Raw genomic sequence first — 15,360 nt, 5'->3', positions numbered from 1 at the left:
GCTGATCGTCAAACCGGCCCACGAAGGCTCTAGCATCGGCATGGCCAAGGTCGGGGGCTCACCGAGCTGATCGAAGCCTGGCGTGCCGCCAGCAGCTACGACTCGCAAGTACTCGTCGAGCAGTGGATACAAGGCCCGGAATTCACCGTGGCGGTGCTGCACGGCCAGGTACTGCCACCGATTGGCCTGGGCACGCCGCACACCTTCTACGACTACGACGCCAAGTACCTGGCTTCCGATACCCAGTACCGCATTCCCTGTGGCCTCGACGCGGTGCGCGAACAGGAACTGAAGACGCTGTCGGCACGTGCCTGCGAAGCGGTGGGTATCCGCGGCTGGGCCCGGGTTGACGTGATGCAGGACGGTAATGGCGATTTCTGGCTGCTTGAAGTGAACACCGTGCCGGGAATGACCGATCACAGCCTGGTGCCCATGGCGGCGCGTGCTGCCGGTCTGGATTTCCAGCAACTGGTCCTGAGCATTCTCGATGACAGCCTCGAGGCGGGGAGCTAGCCATGATCGCCACGCTGCGCCATTCGCAACCCGGAAGCGGCCGCGCCTCGCGCAAGCCCGCGCAACGGGGTGCGAGCCGCCTGGTGCAACCGCAGCCGCTGTCGCAGCGCCTGCCGAAGCCGAGCCTCGCCGGGCTGAAGCGTTTCGTCTGGCCGGTGCTACTGGTCGGGTTGGCGGTCGGGCTTTACGAACTGGGCGAGCGGCTGCTGCCCTATGCCGATCGGCCGATCGCCAAGGTCAGTGTGCAGGGCGAATTGGGCTATGTGAGTCGCGAGGCGGTCCAGCAGCGCATAGCGCCTTTCGTCGAACAGAGCTTCTTCAAGGTTGATCTGAACGGCATGCGCCACCAACTGGAACAGATGCCGTGGATCGCCCATGTCGAAGTCCGCCGCGTCTGGCCGGACCAGGTGATGGTGCGGCTGGATGAGCAATTGCCGATTGCCCGCTGGGGGGGCGAAGCATTGCTTAACAATAAAGGGCAGGCTTTCTCGCCGGATGACCTGACCCGATATGAACACTTGCCACATTTATATGGTCCGAAGCGGGCCCAACAGCGTGTCATGCAGCAATACCAGATGCTCAGCCAGATGCTGCGCCCATTGGGATTCTCCATTTCCCGTCTGGAGCTGCGCGAGCGTGGAAGCTGGTTCCTGACCACCAACCAGGGCGTCGAGTTGCTGCTGGGGCGGGACCAGGTTGTAGAAAAAATGCGTCGCTTCACCGCCATCTATCAAAAGGCGCTGGAGCAGGAAAGCGAGAAGATCGCACGGATCGATCTGCGCTATGCGAACGGCCTGGCCGTCGCCTGGCATGAGCCGGTCCCGACTGTGACGGATACGACCGTCGCTGCGAAGAATTGAGGAATGAAACACATGTCGAGCGTGCAAAGCGGCAAGATGATCGTCGGCCTGGACATCGGCACCTCCAAGGTGGTGGCGCTGGTAGGTGAGGTGACCGCCGATGGTGAGCTGGAAATCGTGGGAATCGGTACCCATCCTTCGCGCGGGTTGAAGAAGGGCGTAGTGGTCAATATCGAATCCACCGTGCAGTCGGTTCAGCGCGCTATCGAAGAAGCTCAGCTGATGGCTGGCTGCCGCATCCATTCGGCCTTCGTCGGCCTGGCTGGCAACCACATTCGCAGCCTGAACTCCCATGGCATCGTCGCGATCCGCGACCGTGAAGTCAGCGCCGCGGACCTGGAGCGGGTACTTGACGCCGCCCAGGCTGTGGCCATTCCGGCGGACCAGCGCGTGCTGCACACGCTGCCGCAGGATTACGTGATCGACAACCAGGAAGGTGTGCGCGAACCGCTGGGCATGTCCGGCGTGCGCCTTGAGGCCAAGGTCCATGTGGTCACTTGCGCGGTGAATGCGGCGCAGAATGTCGAGAAGTGCGTGCGTCGCTGCGGCCTGGAAGTGGATGACATCATCCTGGAGCAACTGGCCTCTGCACACGCGGTACTGACCGACGATGAAAAGGAGCTGGGCGTCTGCCTGGTGGACATCGGCGGCGGCACCACCGACATCTGCATTTTCACCGAAGGCGCGATTCGTCATACCGCGGTCATCCCGATCGCCGGCGATCAGGTCACCAACGACATCGCCATGGCATTGCGCACGCCGACCCAGTATGCCGAAGAGATCAAGATTCGTTATGCTTGCGCGTTGGCCAAGCTGGCCGGTGCAGGCGAGACCATCAAGGTTCCCAGCGTCGGCGATCGCCCACCGCGCGAACTCTCGCGGCAGGCTCTGGCAGAGGTGGTCGAGCCGCGCTATGACGAGCTGTTCACCCTGATCCAGGCCGAGCTGCGTCGTAGCGGATACGAGGATCTGGTCCCGGCCGGGATCGTTCTCACAGGCGGTACAGCGAAGATGGAAGGAGCCGTCGACCTGGCCGAGGAAATCTTTCACATGCCGGTGCGCCTGGGCGTGCCGCACAGCGTCAAGGGACTGAGCGACGTAGTACGTAACCCCATCTATTCAACGGGCGTGGGCCTGTTGCTGTACGGACTGCAAAAGCAGGCCGACGGCATTCCCGTGTCTGGCATCGGCAATTTCGCCGACGAATCAAAGACGTCTGTTCTGGACCGACTCAAGGGCTGGATCCAGGGCAATTTTTAAGCAGTGCGCTGTAACAACCAAAACTAGAAAGCTGGAAGGAGAGAGGGAAATGTTCGAACTCGTAGATCATACCCCGCAAAGTGCAGTCATCAAGGTCATCGGTGTCGGTGGCGGTGGCGGCAATGCCGTGAACCACATGGTTCGCAATAACGTCGAAGGCGTCGAATTCATCTGCGCCAACACTGACGCCCAGGCGCTGAAGAAAGTTGAAGCACGCACCGTGTTGCAGCTCGGCTCGGCCATCACCAAAGGTCTGGGTGCCGGTACCAATCCGGACATCGGTCGCCAGGCGGCGATGGAAGATCGTGAGCGCATCGCCGAAGTACTGGAAGGTGCGGACATGGTGTTCATCACCACCGGCATGGGCGGCGGCACCGGTACTGGAGCTGCGCCGATCATCGCTTCGGTAGCCAAGGAAATGGGCATCCTTACCGTCGCCGTGGTCACCCGTCCGTTCCCCTTCGAGGGTCGTCGTCGCATGCAGGTGGCCGACGAAGGTATCCGTGCGCTGTCCGATTGCGTCGATTCGCTGATCACTATCCCCAACGAGAAGTTGCTGACCATCCTCGGCAAGGACGCCAGCCTGCTGGCCGCTTTCGCCAAGGCTGATGACGTACTGGCCGGTGCGGTCCGTGGCATCTCCGACATCATGCAGCGTCCGGGCCTGATGAACGTCGACTTCGCCGACGTCAAGACCGTTATGGGCGAGATGGGTATGGCGATGATGGGCACTGGTTGCGCCACCGGCCCGAACCGTGCTCGCGAAGCCACCGAGGCTGCCATTCGCAACCCGCTGCTGGAAGACGTCAACCTGCAGGGCGCACGTGGCATTCTGGTCAACATCACTGCTGGTCTGGACCTTTCGCTCGGCGAGTACGCTGCCGTGGGCGAAATCATCGAGGCCTTCGCGTCCGATGAGGCCACCGTCAAGGTTGGCGCCGTGATCGATCCGGACATGGCCGACGAGCTGCATGTCACCGTGGTCGCTACCGGGCTCGGTCCGCGCAATGAAAAGCCGGTCAAGGTCGTCGACAACACCGTGCAGACCTCTGTTGCCGCTTCCGCCGCTCCGGCACCGCGTCAGCATGAGCAGGCCGCGGTCAATTATCGTGACCTCGAGCGTCCGACCGTGATGCGTAATCAGGCGCATGCAGCTGCCACTGCAGCCAAGCTGAATCCGCAGGAAGATCTGGATTATCTGGACATTCCCGCGTTTCTGCGTCGTCAGGCCGATTGATTGAATTTATCAGGAGTATCGTTGTGATTGGTGTTCAGCAAAGTTGGCTTCTGCTATTATCGCCGCCAATTGTTGAAAACTATTCGCAACTAGCGCTAAAGCGAAGCAAAAGGCCATGATCAGACAACGCACCCTGAAGAACATCATTCGCGCCACCGGCGTCGGCTTGCATTCGGGAGAGAAGGTTTATCTCACCCTGAAACCGGCACCGGTGGATACCGGAATCGTGTTCTGTCGCACCGACCTCAATCCGCCTGTGGAGATTCCTGCGCGGGCCGAGAACGTTGGCGAAACCACCATGTCCACGACATTGGTCAACGGTGACGTCAAGGTCGACACGGTGGAGCATTTGCTGTCGGCAATGGCTGGCCTGGGGATCGACAACGCCTACGTCGAACTCTCAGCGTCGGAAGTGCCGATCATGGATGGTAGCGCTGGACCTTTCGTATTCCTGATTCAATCCGCCGGCCTGCAGGAGCAGGACGCCCACAAGAAGTTCATCCGCATCAAGCGTGAAGTGACAGTCGAGGAAGGTGACAAGCGCGCTACTTTCCTGCCTTTCGACGGCTTCAAGGTGAGTTTCGAGATCGATTTCGACCATCCGGTTTTCAAAGGCCGCACCCAGACTGCCAGTGTGGATTTCTCGAGCACTTCCTTCGTCAAGGAAGTCAGCCGTGCACGTACCTTCGGGTTCATGCGCGACATCGAGTTCCTGCGCTCGCACAACCTGGCGCTTGGCGGCAGCGTTGAGAACGCAATCGTGGTGGACGAAACCAGTGTGCTCAACGAAGACGGCCTGCGTTACGAGGACGAATTCGTGAAGCACAAGATTCTCGATGCCATTGGTGATCTGTACTTGCTGGGCACCAGTCTGATCGGCGAATTCCGCGGCTATAAATCCGGCCACGCGTTGAACAACCGTTTGCTGCGCACCCTGATGGAACAAAAGGATGCGTGGGAACTGGTGACCTTCGATGACCCGCAGACCGCACCGATCTCCTACATGCGTCCGGTGGCAGCCGGCTAAGCTGTACCTCTCTTCCTAAAATTTAAGGCCACCCTAGGGTGGCCTTTTTTTATGTTTCGCTGAAAAGCTGACGGGAATGGCGTGCCGCCTGCTTCAGCGAGGCGCCGGCAGGTCCTGGGCTAGTTCATGCCGTCCAGCAGGCCAGCCAGATCATCGGCGTGCTCTTCTTCCTGAGCGAGGATGTCCTCGAAGATGCGGCGGGTGGTCGGATCCTTGTCACCGATGTACTGCACGATCTCGCGGTAGCTGTCGATGGCGATGCGTTCGGCCACCAGGTTCTCGAAAACCATGTCGCGCAGGCCGTTGCCTTCGGCGTACTGCGCGTGGGCGCGCTCCGTCAGGCCGTCGGGGTTGAAGTCCGGCGCGCCACCCAGTTGGACGATGCGCTCGGCCAGCCGATCGGCGTGTTCCTGCTCCTCATTAGCGTGCTCGAGGAACTCGTCCGCGGCGGCGCTGGATTTCAGCCCTGTGGCCATGTAGTAGTGGCGCTTGTAGCGCAGATAGCACACCAGTTCTGTCGCCAGCGCTTCGTTCAGCAGATTGATCACGACTTCTCGATCGGCCGAGTAACTCTCGGTGACGGCTCCATTCTCGACATGTTGACGAGCCCGCTCGCGCAGGCTCTGTTTATCGCTCAATTGTACGTAGCTCATCGCCATCTCCTGGTCTGGTTCACCGCGGACGCGGTGATTCACGGTTCCCAGTTTGAGAACAGGATGCTGGCGAAAAGTTTAGCGGTGGGGCTCGTCCGGCGGTGCGGGCGCCGGCTCAGGCTCACCCGGCTCATCAATCGGCACAGGGTCGCCTGGGTCCTCGCGCTTGGGATTGCCCTCTTTCGGAGCGGTTTGGTCAATCATCGGCATGCCCTCAGTCCTCAGCTCAGCGCCCGTAGCAGTTCGTTCTTGCGCATCTTCGAACGGCCACGAATGTCCCGCTCGCGGGCCTTTTCCATGAGCTGGTCGCGGGTCATGTCGGCAAGCGCCGTGCTGGCCGACTTCGAGCTTCGTGCCGAACCCTTGTTTGGTGATTTGCCCTGGCGGGCATCGGCTGCGCGGTGGGCCGAGTCCTTGCGCTCAGCCCGCTTGGCGGTCTCGCCCTTGCTCCTGCCCGAGCCCCCTTTGCGTTCTCCGCCGCCGGATTGCTTGTTGACCGTCGCCCATGCGCGCGCTTCGGCCTCGTCCTCGGGGACGCCACGCTTCTCGTAGCCTTCCTCAATGTGTTCGGCCTTGCGTTGCTGCTTGTCGGTGTACTTGGTTTTTTCTCCACGAGGCATGCTGGTCTCCTTCAAGGGGAGCGTTGAATGCACAGGCCCGAAGCGTGCTCGCGCCTGTGCCCGGCTGTCAGCGGTGCAGTTTGCGCTGGTTTTCCTCAAGCTGATCGCAGGTCAGGAAGCCCTGGCCGTCCACGCGGCCGGAGCCATCGAAACTGACGTAATAAGGTTGCTGATGGCCATCGCGATTGAGGATGTAATCGTGGCAGATGCCAGGCACTACAGTGCGAGCTGCGGCCTTCGAGGGCTCGCCACCGATGGTCAGTACCTGCTCCTGAGACATGCCGGTCTCCACATCGCGTACCAGTGGCTCGTCACGGAAGGTGATGCGGTCTACCGGGTTCTGCACATTGCCGGAACAGCCGGCGAGCAGCACGACAGGGGCGAAGATGTAGATGGCGCGCTTGATCATGGGAGTGCCTCGTTGCGTATGGACGTTACCTTTATGGCCATACGGCGTCCGGCAAGGTTCAACGGATCAGCGGGCGACGGTATCAACGGTCATCAGGGGTGACGCGCCAGACCACGTTGCCGACATCGTCGGCCACCAGCACGGCCCCGGTCTTGTCCACGGCGACCCCTACCGGGCGACCCATTGCCTCTCCTGCCTCGTTGACGAAGCCGGTCAGCACATCCTCTGCCTGCCCAGCCGGCATGCCGTCGCGGAAGGGGATGAAAACCACCTTATAGCCACTGCGCGGCTTGCGATTCCAGGAGCCGTGCTGACCAACGAACGCGCCGTGGCGGTAGTGCTGCGGCAGCAGCGTGCCTTCGTAGAAGGCCAGGCCGAGCGAGGCGGTATGCGCGCCCAGTGCATAGTCTGGGACGATGGCACGCTCGACCAGATCCGGGCGTTGGGGCTGCACGCGCTCGTCGATGTGCTGGCCGAAGTAGCTGTAGGGCCACCCGTAGAATCCGCCGCCCTGCACCGAGGTCATGTAGTCCGGCACCAGGTCGCTGCCGATCTCGTCTCGCTCGTTGACGGTGGTCCATAGCGCTCCGCTGTCCGGCTGCCAGGCAAGGCCATTGGGGTTGCGCAGGCCTGAAGCGAACAGACGCATGCTCCTGGCTTGCGGATCCACCTCGAGAATCGCTGCGCGGTTCTCTTCGGCCTGCATGCCGTTCTCGGCCACATTGCTGTTGGAGCCGCTGGTGACATAGAGGCGGCTGCCGTCCTGGCTGGCAATGACGTTCTTGGTCCAGTGGTGATTGATCGGCCCAGCGGGTAGGTCCACGACCTTCTCGCCGTTCGCGGTGATACGGGTGGTGCCGGGCGTATAGAGAAAGCGCAGCAGCGCGTCCGTGTTGGCGACGTAGAAGTGGTTGCCTACCAACGCCATACCGAACGGGGAGTTGAGGTTTTCCAGAAACACCGTGCGCTGTTCCGCCACGCCATCGCCGTCACGATCGCGCAGCAGGGTGATGCGGTTGGCGCTGGGGCCTCCGGAGCCAGCGCGGGCCATGATCTTGCTGGCAATCCAGCCGCGCAGTCCCTGGCTCTGTTGCTTCGGCGGTGCGTCCGATTCCGCCACGAGCACATCGCCATTGGGCAGCACATGGAGCCAGCGGGGATGGTCCAGGTCACGGGCGAACGCCGCCACGCGCAGACCGGCCGCCGCCTGCGGTTTGCCATCTTGCGGCCAGCCTTTGGCGGGGGCGATGTGTACCGCGGGCAGGACTGTCTTGTTCGGCTCTGGCAGCGCCGGTGTCGGGCCGTATCCGGATTCCACCGGAAGCTTGGCCGTTTCGCTGCAACCTGCCAGAGCAGTTAGAACGGCGCCGGTCAGAAGAATACGGAAGTTGGACATGGCGAAATCCTTGGGCAGTGGAGTGGCGTTCGCTAGCGCGGCTGGTCCGGGTGGCGACGCTTGCGCGCGGCACGCAGGGCAGTATGTCGCTCCAGCCGTGGCATCAAAGCAAAGATCGCCAGCGCCAACAGCGTGCTCATTACGGCCGTTGCTTCATGCCCGAGGCCGACGGCGACACCGATGGCGGCCGTAAGCCAGATGCCCGCGGCGGTGGTCAGGCCCTTGACGTCTTCCGCGGAGTCGCCCTTGAGGATAGTCCCGGCTCCGAGAAAGCCAATACCGGTAACCAGGCCCTGAATCACCCGGGAAATGTCCTCGAGGCTCATGCCCGCCTGCACCGGTACCAGTACGAACAACGCTGCACCAAGCGCAACCAGCATGTGGGTGCGCAAGCCGGCGGCCTTGCGTCGGCGCTCGCGTTCATAGCCGAGCAGGCCGCCGAGAATCGACGCGATCAGCAGTCGGCTACTGACGCGGGTCGCGTCCTCCAGGTCGGTGATGTCGGAGAACTCCGACGCGATGGTGTAGGAGATGCTCGCCCACCACTCCATGTCCTTCTCCAAGCCAGGCTGGTTCTGATTTGGATACGCGAGGCGGCGGGTGGTTCGCTAATCGGTGACCTGGAAACGCAGCATGCCGATCATCTGGCCTGCTTCGGTAACGACACGTACTCGCCAGCGGCCCGATGATCTTTCCGGGAAGTTGCGCTTGTGGGTCCATGCGCGATAACCGGCTTCGCGGCCGCCGCTGATCTCCAGGGCGATACGGTCGACGCGCCGGCCGTTGTGGGTCCACTCGTGGAAGATGCGCTCCTTCAGGCCGCGCGGTGCGTTGATGGCGGTATAGGCGTAGAGGCCATTTGCGTGCAGTTCTGCGCTGGTGATTTCGCGCAGCCCCTTGCCGGGTTTGCGTTGCCGATCATCGAGGCTCATGGTCACGGCGACATCGGTCAGCCACAGGGTTGCCGGGGGTACCCAGGTCCGTCCCAGCCAACCTGCGGCACCCAGCGCCACCGCCAGCAACAGGATGCCGGGCCACGTGCGCCAGTTCGAGCGGGGAAACAGTCCGCTGAGGCTCGGCAGGGCCAGCACTACTGCGACGCCCAGCGCCAGTTGATAACTCTGCGGGGTGGACAGATGAAGGATGATCGGCAACGCGGTCAGCAGGACGGCGAACAGCGTCAGCGCGTGAAACCCCAGGTAGACCCAGCGCCGCGGTGCCAGCCATTTGTAGTACAGCGGATCGATCAGCGAAACGAGCGCGGCGGCGCCAAGCAGGCCGGTGAACAGGGCTTGTCCGCTGTTCCAGGTGGTGGTGATGGCAAAGAACGGAATGATGAAGAACAGGCTTTCCTGATGCACCATCTGGGTGGCATAGCGCAGCAGCGGTCGTGGCACCTGCCAGCCGAACCAGCGCTGCAGGCTACGCCGCAGGCTCGACTCCAGCACCAGCCAGAGCCAGCTCACCAGCATCACCAGGGCGACCACCTTGGCGAGGCCGGCGTGGCGTTCCACCAGAACGAAACTCGCCACCCCGGAAACGAATCCGAACAGCGCAACCGTACCGGGATAGCGCCGAATCAGGCGGCTGGCCAAGTCGAACAGGCGTGATAACAGCGGCTTGAGTTGCATGGTGGTTCGGGTCCGAATACGGCGTGCTTATCAGAAGTATCGAGCACAGGCGGGCTGGTGCAAGCGCGCGGTCGAGACCCTTCGCTTGTCGAGGGCGGATGGTACAGCGGGCGCGCCCCGCTGGTGTGGCAAGGCGCCCCTGTTTGGCGTATTTCGCAGGACGATCAGTCGCTCTCTTCGATCACCTGCTGTACCGCTTCGGGCTGCTCTGGCATCGCCGATGAGTGGTGACTGGTGATCAGCCACTGTCCGGCGTCGGCGAACCACTTGTAGGTAAAGGTATAACGCGCCGGCACCGTCTTGCCGTCGCCCAGCTTGAAGCTGTAGAGCCCGGTATCGAGCGCGCTGTTGCAGTCGATCATGATCATTCGCGAGACAACTTCGCCCTTCGGTTTCAGCGCCAGAAAGTGCTCGAAGTAGTCGAGCTTGGCTTCCACCGTCTGCCGCGGCGTGTTGGACACTGTAGGCAGCAGCATCGAGTCAGGTGCGTAGTTTTCCACCACGCGTTTTGGATCGCCTGATTGCACATCTTCGTTCCAGCGATCGAAAAGCGCGGCGACCTGCGCTTCGTTGGTGCCATGACAGGTCGGGTCGTCCGCCAGCGCAGCCAGCGGGGCGAGGGAAAGCAGCAGGGGGAGGGCGTATTTCATAGTGTCACTCGTAGCCGGTGGTCGATTGCGGATGTCTCCGCAGCGGTACTGCACAGCATGGATACGTCATGCAGACTTGTGACCGTCCGCTGCTGCGCTCATTCCCGCCAGCGGTCGATCAGGGCTGCAGCGCCGACTCGATGGCTTCCCGGACATCGCTATAGGAGCGCGCTGCATCCGCTGGCAGGCGGACCTGCGGCAACCCGACCGTCTCGCACAGTCGATCCATGAATTCCTCATCGGTGTCAGGGTCGTGCAGGTTGATGACGCAGACCGGCTGAAGATCGGCCCTGTCGCACAGCACGAAATCGAAGCGCGTGGCCGCGATGCGGTTGGTGGCGCGGTACCAGTACGCCCGTCGAGCGATGGCGGTGACTTCCACAACGTCGGCGACGCTTACCTTGGGGAAGATCAGATAGCGCTCGCCGACCGTGCGTTGCAGCATTTCCAGCAGCTCGCGTTCCGCTGGCGAGAACAGTGGCGCCTTGAGGCGATAGGGATATTGCAGCGCGGGATGGTTGAGCTGCCGGTTCTTGACGAAGAAAACCAGCACGAAGATGACGAACGCCACCAGTGTCAGGGCCAGCCAGCTCATGGACGTCTGTCCTGATGCAGCGATTGAAGCCTTGTTGATGAACCCATGGTGTAAGCCTCGGAATTAGACGAGCGATGCTTTTGTTGAGTCCAGCACGTTCGATTCGTTCGGCTACCTTATCCACTACAGCTGTGGGCCGAGTTGTGGATAACCCTTTAGCTGCTTGCTGCAACCTTAGCGGCACTAGCGATCGAGCCTATTGATCGAAAATTGTACGTTCGCAGGTTCAAGGCTTCTGAAACGTCGTATTGCCCGCACATGCGTACACCAATAGGTCGAAGCGAGCGCTTATCCACTTCTGCTGTGGATGCGCATGTGGATAACATGGGGAGGCTGAGCTGCGGCCTGCGTGGTGCGTGGCCTGCAGCTCGGAGAGTGAAATTTGATCAGCTGGATTCAGCCAGATCACAGCGGCGAATTTTTGGCCCAGCGACTATGAGTGGGCGGTTGCCAGGCATCCAGCAACTCTATGAGCGCCTGCGACTCGTCACTACGTCGCAACATCTCGCGGTGCTGTGAGCGGACGAATCCCTCTTCGACGAGGTGATCGAGGAAGTGACTGAGCTTGCTGTAGAAGTGGTTGACGTCCAGCAACCCGAGCGGTTTGGGGTGATAGCCAAGCTGGCCCCAGGTCCAGACCTCGAAAAGCTCCTCCAGCGTACCCAGCCCGCCAGGTAAAGCGATGAAGGCATCCGCGAGCTCTGCCATCCGCGCCTTGCGGGCGTGCATGCCGTCGACCACTTCCAACCGAGTGAGGCCGGTGTGGCCGACCTCGGCATCTTTCAGGCTCTGCGGAATGATGCCGATCACCTCGCCGCCGGCAGCCATGGTGGCGTCTGCCACGACCCCCATCAGGCCGACGGCGCCGCCGCCGTAGATCAACCGAATGCCGTTGGCCGCCAAGGTGCGGCCGAGATCCTGGGCTGCTTGTTCATAGATGGGGTTCGAACCACGGCTGGCGCCGCAGAAAACGCAAATGGAACGCAAGGTCATCGTTAACTCCGCTCTTAGGGCTGGCGGAAGGGTACGCGGGCATGGACGAACGGCCAAGCGTGCTGGGCGATGTCAGCGGCCGTTCAATGCACCTCCGCTGGCGCACGCGTAATTGGCAAACAGGCTCTCGAGCAGATTGCGACTGGACATGGGCGATCTCTCCGTCGGTTGATGCGCTCATGCTAAGAACAGGGCGCTCCCGGCGCTCTTAGATTCTCGACATTGCCGTGATAGCTTGCGCTATTTGCCGCTTCATTTATCCCCGATAGATGTGTGCGGTTCTGTGGATAACCTTGGGAAGGTCTGCTCCAGGCGAAGCGGCGCGGGACTTCCAGCAGTATGTGCGTTTTTTGCTCAGTCCCGCTTGATGCGACCACGGGCCGCATAACAGAAGGCCTCGCGCGTTCATCGGTAATATGTGCGATGCCGTTTCACAATGGTAGTGATCGCTTCAGTTATCCACGATGGCTGTGGATAACGCTGTGAGTTGTTTGGGCAAATACGCCGCCGGGCCAGTGATGGCACGGCTGTCGGCGGTATGAATAAAAAACGTCCAGAACATTGGCGGCGGAGCAGCCCATCCTCGACTCTTATGCACTGGCATTCATTTCCGGGCGGTTGGTTGTCGGGTCCCGGCGCCTGATCGACACTCGGCGCTCCTGAATTCATCCAAGACCGCTGAGGGAGTACGCCATGACTGATGCCATCCGCTTCGAAGACAAGGTAGTGATCGTGACCGGAGCCGGCGGCGGGCTCGGGCGGGCGCACGCGCTGCTGTTCGCCCGCCACGGTGCGAAGGTCGTGGTCAATGATCTGGGCGGCAGCACTCAGGGCGATGGAGCCAACAGCTCCGCCGCCGACCGAGTGGTGGAGGAAATTCGCGGGGCGGGCGGTACCGCTGTCGCCAATCATGATTCAGTAACCGATGGCGATCGCATCGTGCAGCAGGCCCTCGATTCCTTTGGCCGCATCGATGTGGTGGTGAACAACGCCGGCATCCTGCGCGACAAGACCTTCCACAAGATGGAAGACGCCGACTGGGATCTGGTCTATCGGGTGCATGTCGAGGGCGCCTACAAGGTCACCCGTGCCGCCTGGCCGCACATGCGCGAACAGAACTACGGGCGGGTGATCTTCACCGCTTCGACCTCCGGCATCTATGGCAACTTCGGGCAGTCGAACTACGGCATGGCCAAGCTCGGTCTGTACGGCCTGACCCGCACGCTGGCGCTGGAAGGGCGCAAGAACAACGTGCTGGTCAACGCCATCGCGCCCACCGGCGGCACGCGGATGACCGAGGGGCTGATTCCGCCGCAGGTGTTCGAGCAGCTCAAACCCGAACTGGTGAGTCCGTTGGTGGTGTATCTGGCTAGCGAGCAGTGCCAGGAAACCTCCGGCCTGTTCGAAGTGGGTGGCGGCTGGATGGGCAAGGTGCGCTGGGAACGCAGCCTTGGCGTCGGCTTCGACCCGCAGGCCGGCTTCGATGCCGAGGACGTCGCGGCTCAGTGGCAGCAGATCTGCAATTTCGAGAATGCCGCGCACCCGGCCGACAACATGGAAGCGTTGAAGGAGATGATGGCCAACCTGCAAAAATACGCAGGCTGACCTATGGCTTGCGCTGCCGGGCAAGCCGGGAGCGCATTCAGGCGGGGGCCTCGCCCGGCTCCGGGCGCAACAGGCGCAGTGCTTTCTCGCGGGCCTGACTCAGGTTGCGCACGTACAGCAGATGCCCCTGCAGGCGGTGAATGCCGGCGCGGCGCAATTTCAGGCGGACGCGCGCATTGCTGCCGCTCAGGATCAGCGTGACCCCCAGTCGGCGGTAATCCACCAGCACGTTTTCCAACGATGCCAGCGCTGTCATGTCCAGCATCGGCACCGCGCTGATGTCGACGATCACCACCTTGACCTCGGGATTGAAGCGCCGTAGGGCGCCCAGCGCCTTTTCCGCCGCGCCGAAGAACAGCGGCCCACGGATCGCGTAGGTCGCCACGTGCTCGGGCATGTCCTGGAGGATCCGCCGCTGCTCGCGCGAGAGAGCGGTGGTGTCGGTCAGCTCGCTCATGCGCTTTATGAACAGCCCGGCTGCCAGCAGCAGCCCGACCCCGACGGCCAGCACCATGTCGAACAGCACGGTGAGTGTCAGGCAGGTCAGCAGCACCAGCACATCGCTGCGCGGTGCGATGCGCAATACGTGCATCACGTGCGGTGCTTCGCTCATGTTCCAGGCCACCATCACCAGCAACGCCGCCAGTGCCGCCATGGGCAGGTAACTGAACAGCGGCGCCAGCCAGAGCACTGCGACCAGCACCACACCCGCATGAATCATTGCTGCCAGCGGCGAGAACGCCCCGGCCCGGACATTCGTGGCGCTGCGGGCGATCGCTGCGGTCGCCGTGATGCCGCCGAACAGCGGGGCGACCAGATTGCCCAGCCCCTGGCCGATCAGCTCGCCGTTGGGCTCGTGGTTGCTGCCGGTCATGCCGTCGGCGACCACGGCGCAAAGCAGCGACTCGATGGCGCCGAGCATGGCGATGGCAAACGCCGGCGCGAGCAATTCGCGGAACAGCTCGTAACTCAGCTGCAGCGGCTGGCCATCCGGACCGGGTAGCAGCCAGGGCCAGGCGAAATCTGGGAGAAACGGTGGAATACCCGGATGGGTGATCCCGTCCAGGGTGTAGCTGAACCGCTCGCCAAGGGTCGCCACGGACAATCCGGACGATTCCAGCAGCAAACCTGCCAGCGCACCGACGGTCAGTGCCACCAGGTGCCCGGGTACTTTCGGTACCCAGCGCGGCCAGATGATCAGCACCGCGAGACAGATCGCCGCCACCAGCGCGTCGCCGAGCCGGGCGCCCGGCAGCGAGCGCAGCAGCAGGCTGACCTGCTCGACGTAGTGCTGTGGTTGTTCGTTCAGCGTCAGGCCGAACAGGTCCTTGATCTGCAGGGTGGCGATGACGATGCCGATGCCCGCGGTGAATCCGAGGGTGACAGGGTAGGGGATGAATGCGATCAGGCGTCCAGCGCGCAGCAGGCCCAGTGCGATCAGGATCAGACCGGCGAGCATGGTGCACAGCAGAAGGCCGCCAAGGCCGAACTGCTGGGTGATCGGCAACAGGATCACCACGAAAGCCGCTGTCGGCCCGGAGACATTGAAGCGCGATCCCCCGGTCAGCGCGATCAGTGGCGCGGCGATCAATACGGTGTAGAGACCGTGCTGTGGCGCCACGCCAACGGCGATCGCCAGGGCCATGGCCAGCGGGATGGCGATGATGCCGACCGTCAGGCCGGCGCTGATATCGCCGCGCAGCGCGCGGGCACCGTAGCCCAGACGCAGGACCTGGTGCCAGGCGGCAAACAGTGGGGGAAGTTTCATGCCTGGGACGCTCCTTGTAGGCGAAGGCGCCATTATAAGCGCGGGCAGCTCTTGTTCTTTGTGCTGAAAGATCGCCCGGCATACCGAGGCGGCGATGTACGACCTTGGTCGCAAGCCGGCCTGGCGCGTTGAGTGCGTCGCCT

General features: G+C 62.3%; 15 protein-coding genes and 1 pseudogene. 6 read left to right on the top strand and 10 right to left on the bottom strand.

The genetic code is table 11. The features are described 5' to 3' along the window. From RT582_RS14820 to lpxC, 5 genes and pseudogenes are all read left to right on the top strand, one after another. Positions 1–513 (top strand): annotated as a pseudogene (locus RT582_RS14820) (D-alanine--D-alanine ligase); the annotation flags it as partial. Positions 514–515: 2 nt separating this feature from the next. Beyond that, positions 516–1,373 (top strand): cell division protein FtsQ/DivIB, encoded by an 858-nt coding sequence (locus tag RT582_RS14815; protein ID WP_014821335.1) that lies wholly within the window; start codon positions 516–518, stop codon positions 1,371–1,373. Positions 1,374–1,385: 12 nt separating this feature from the next. Further along, the gene (gene ftsA / locus RT582_RS14810; protein ID WP_046617978.1) at positions 1,386–2,633 is read left to right on the top strand and encodes a cell division protein FtsA; all 1,248 of its coding nucleotides are present in this window, start codon (positions 1,386–1,388) and stop codon (positions 2,631–2,633) included. Between the two features lie 49 nt (positions 2,634–2,682). Next, positions 2,683–3,870: a cell division protein FtsZ gene (gene ftsZ / locus RT582_RS14805; protein ID WP_014821333.1), complete on the top strand. Its 1,188-nt coding sequence runs from the start codon at positions 2,683–2,685 to the stop codon at positions 3,868–3,870. Between the two features lie 115 nt (positions 3,871–3,985). Next, positions 3,986–4,897 (top strand): UDP-3-O-acyl-N-acetylglucosamine deacetylase, encoded by a 912-nt coding sequence (gene lpxC, locus RT582_RS14800; protein ID WP_003302766.1) that lies wholly within the window; start codon positions 3,986–3,988, stop codon positions 4,895–4,897. Positions 4,898–5,016: 119 nt separating this feature from the next. On the opposite strand, the gene RT582_RS14795 is transcribed toward lpxC, so the two are convergent. The 9 genes from RT582_RS14795 to RT582_RS14755 form a co-directional block, all read right to left on the bottom strand. Next, on the bottom strand, positions 5,017–5,550 hold the full coding sequence (locus tag RT582_RS14795) for a ferritin-like domain-containing protein (protein WP_014821332.1): 534 nt from the start codon (positions 5,548–5,550) through the stop codon (positions 5,017–5,019). A 221-nt stretch (positions 5,551–5,771) separates the two neighbouring features. Beyond that, positions 5,772–6,170 (bottom strand): Rho termination factor N-terminal domain-containing protein, encoded by a 399-nt coding sequence (locus tag RT582_RS14790; RefSeq protein WP_090519226.1) that lies wholly within the window; start codon positions 6,168–6,170, stop codon positions 5,772–5,774. A gap of 67 nt (positions 6,171–6,237) precedes the next feature. Continuing rightward, the gene (gene osmE / locus RT582_RS14785) at positions 6,238–6,579 is read right to left on the bottom strand and encodes an osmotically-inducible lipoprotein OsmE (RefSeq protein WP_090519225.1); all 342 of its coding nucleotides are present in this window, start codon (positions 6,577–6,579) and stop codon (positions 6,238–6,240) included. A gap of 82 nt (positions 6,580–6,661) precedes the next feature. Further along, entirely contained in the window at positions 6,662–7,975 is a 1,314-nt protein-coding gene (locus RT582_RS14780) for a PQQ-dependent sugar dehydrogenase (protein WP_313478155.1), read from the bottom strand. Positions 7,976–8,007: 32 nt separating this feature from the next. After that, a complete protein-coding gene (locus RT582_RS14775) occupies positions 8,008–8,526 on the bottom strand; it encodes an MgtC/SapB family protein (protein WP_014821328.1) in 519 nt (172 codons plus the stop codon). A 57-nt stretch (positions 8,527–8,583) separates the two neighbouring features. Further along, positions 8,584–9,606 (bottom strand): DUF5924 family protein, encoded by a 1,023-nt coding sequence (locus tag RT582_RS14770; RefSeq protein WP_023446561.1) that lies wholly within the window; start codon positions 9,604–9,606, stop codon positions 8,584–8,586. Between the two features lie 164 nt (positions 9,607–9,770). Beyond that, a complete protein-coding gene (locus tag RT582_RS14765) occupies positions 9,771–10,256 on the bottom strand; it encodes an SgcJ/EcaC family oxidoreductase (protein WP_023446560.1) in 486 nt (161 codons plus the stop codon). Positions 10,257–10,374: 118 nt separating this feature from the next. Continuing rightward, positions 10,375–10,851 (bottom strand): DUF2726 domain-containing protein, encoded by a 477-nt coding sequence (locus tag RT582_RS14760; protein WP_023446559.1) that lies wholly within the window; start codon positions 10,849–10,851, stop codon positions 10,375–10,377. A gap of 405 nt (positions 10,852–11,256) precedes the next feature. After that, positions 11,257–11,844 (bottom strand): LOG family protein, encoded by a 588-nt coding sequence (locus RT582_RS14755; protein ID WP_044315469.1) that lies wholly within the window; start codon positions 11,842–11,844, stop codon positions 11,257–11,259. Between the two features lie 693 nt (positions 11,845–12,537). On the opposite strand from RT582_RS14755, the gene RT582_RS14750 reads away from it, so the two are divergent. After that, the gene (locus RT582_RS14750; RefSeq protein WP_256076038.1) at positions 12,538–13,449 is read left to right on the top strand and encodes an SDR family oxidoreductase; all 912 of its coding nucleotides are present in this window, start codon (positions 12,538–12,540) and stop codon (positions 13,447–13,449) included. 37 nt (positions 13,450–13,486) lie between these two features. Here RT582_RS14750 and dauA read toward each other — a convergent pair whose 3' ends face one another. Beyond that, positions 13,487–15,217: a C4-dicarboxylic acid transporter DauA gene (gene dauA / locus RT582_RS14745; RefSeq protein ID WP_213574617.1), complete on the bottom strand. Its 1,731-nt coding sequence runs from the start codon at positions 15,215–15,217 to the stop codon at positions 13,487–13,489. Positions 15,218–15,360 lie beyond the last annotated feature (143 nt).

It is taken from the genome of Stutzerimonas kunmingensis, from assembly GCF_032106285.1.
GTDB classification, from domain to species: Bacteria; Pseudomonadota; Gammaproteobacteria; order Pseudomonadales; family Pseudomonadaceae; genus Stutzerimonas; species Stutzerimonas kunmingensis_B.
The sequence above is the reverse complement of the archived record's forward strand: the minus strand, read 5'-3'. Positions and strand labels throughout refer to the sequence as shown.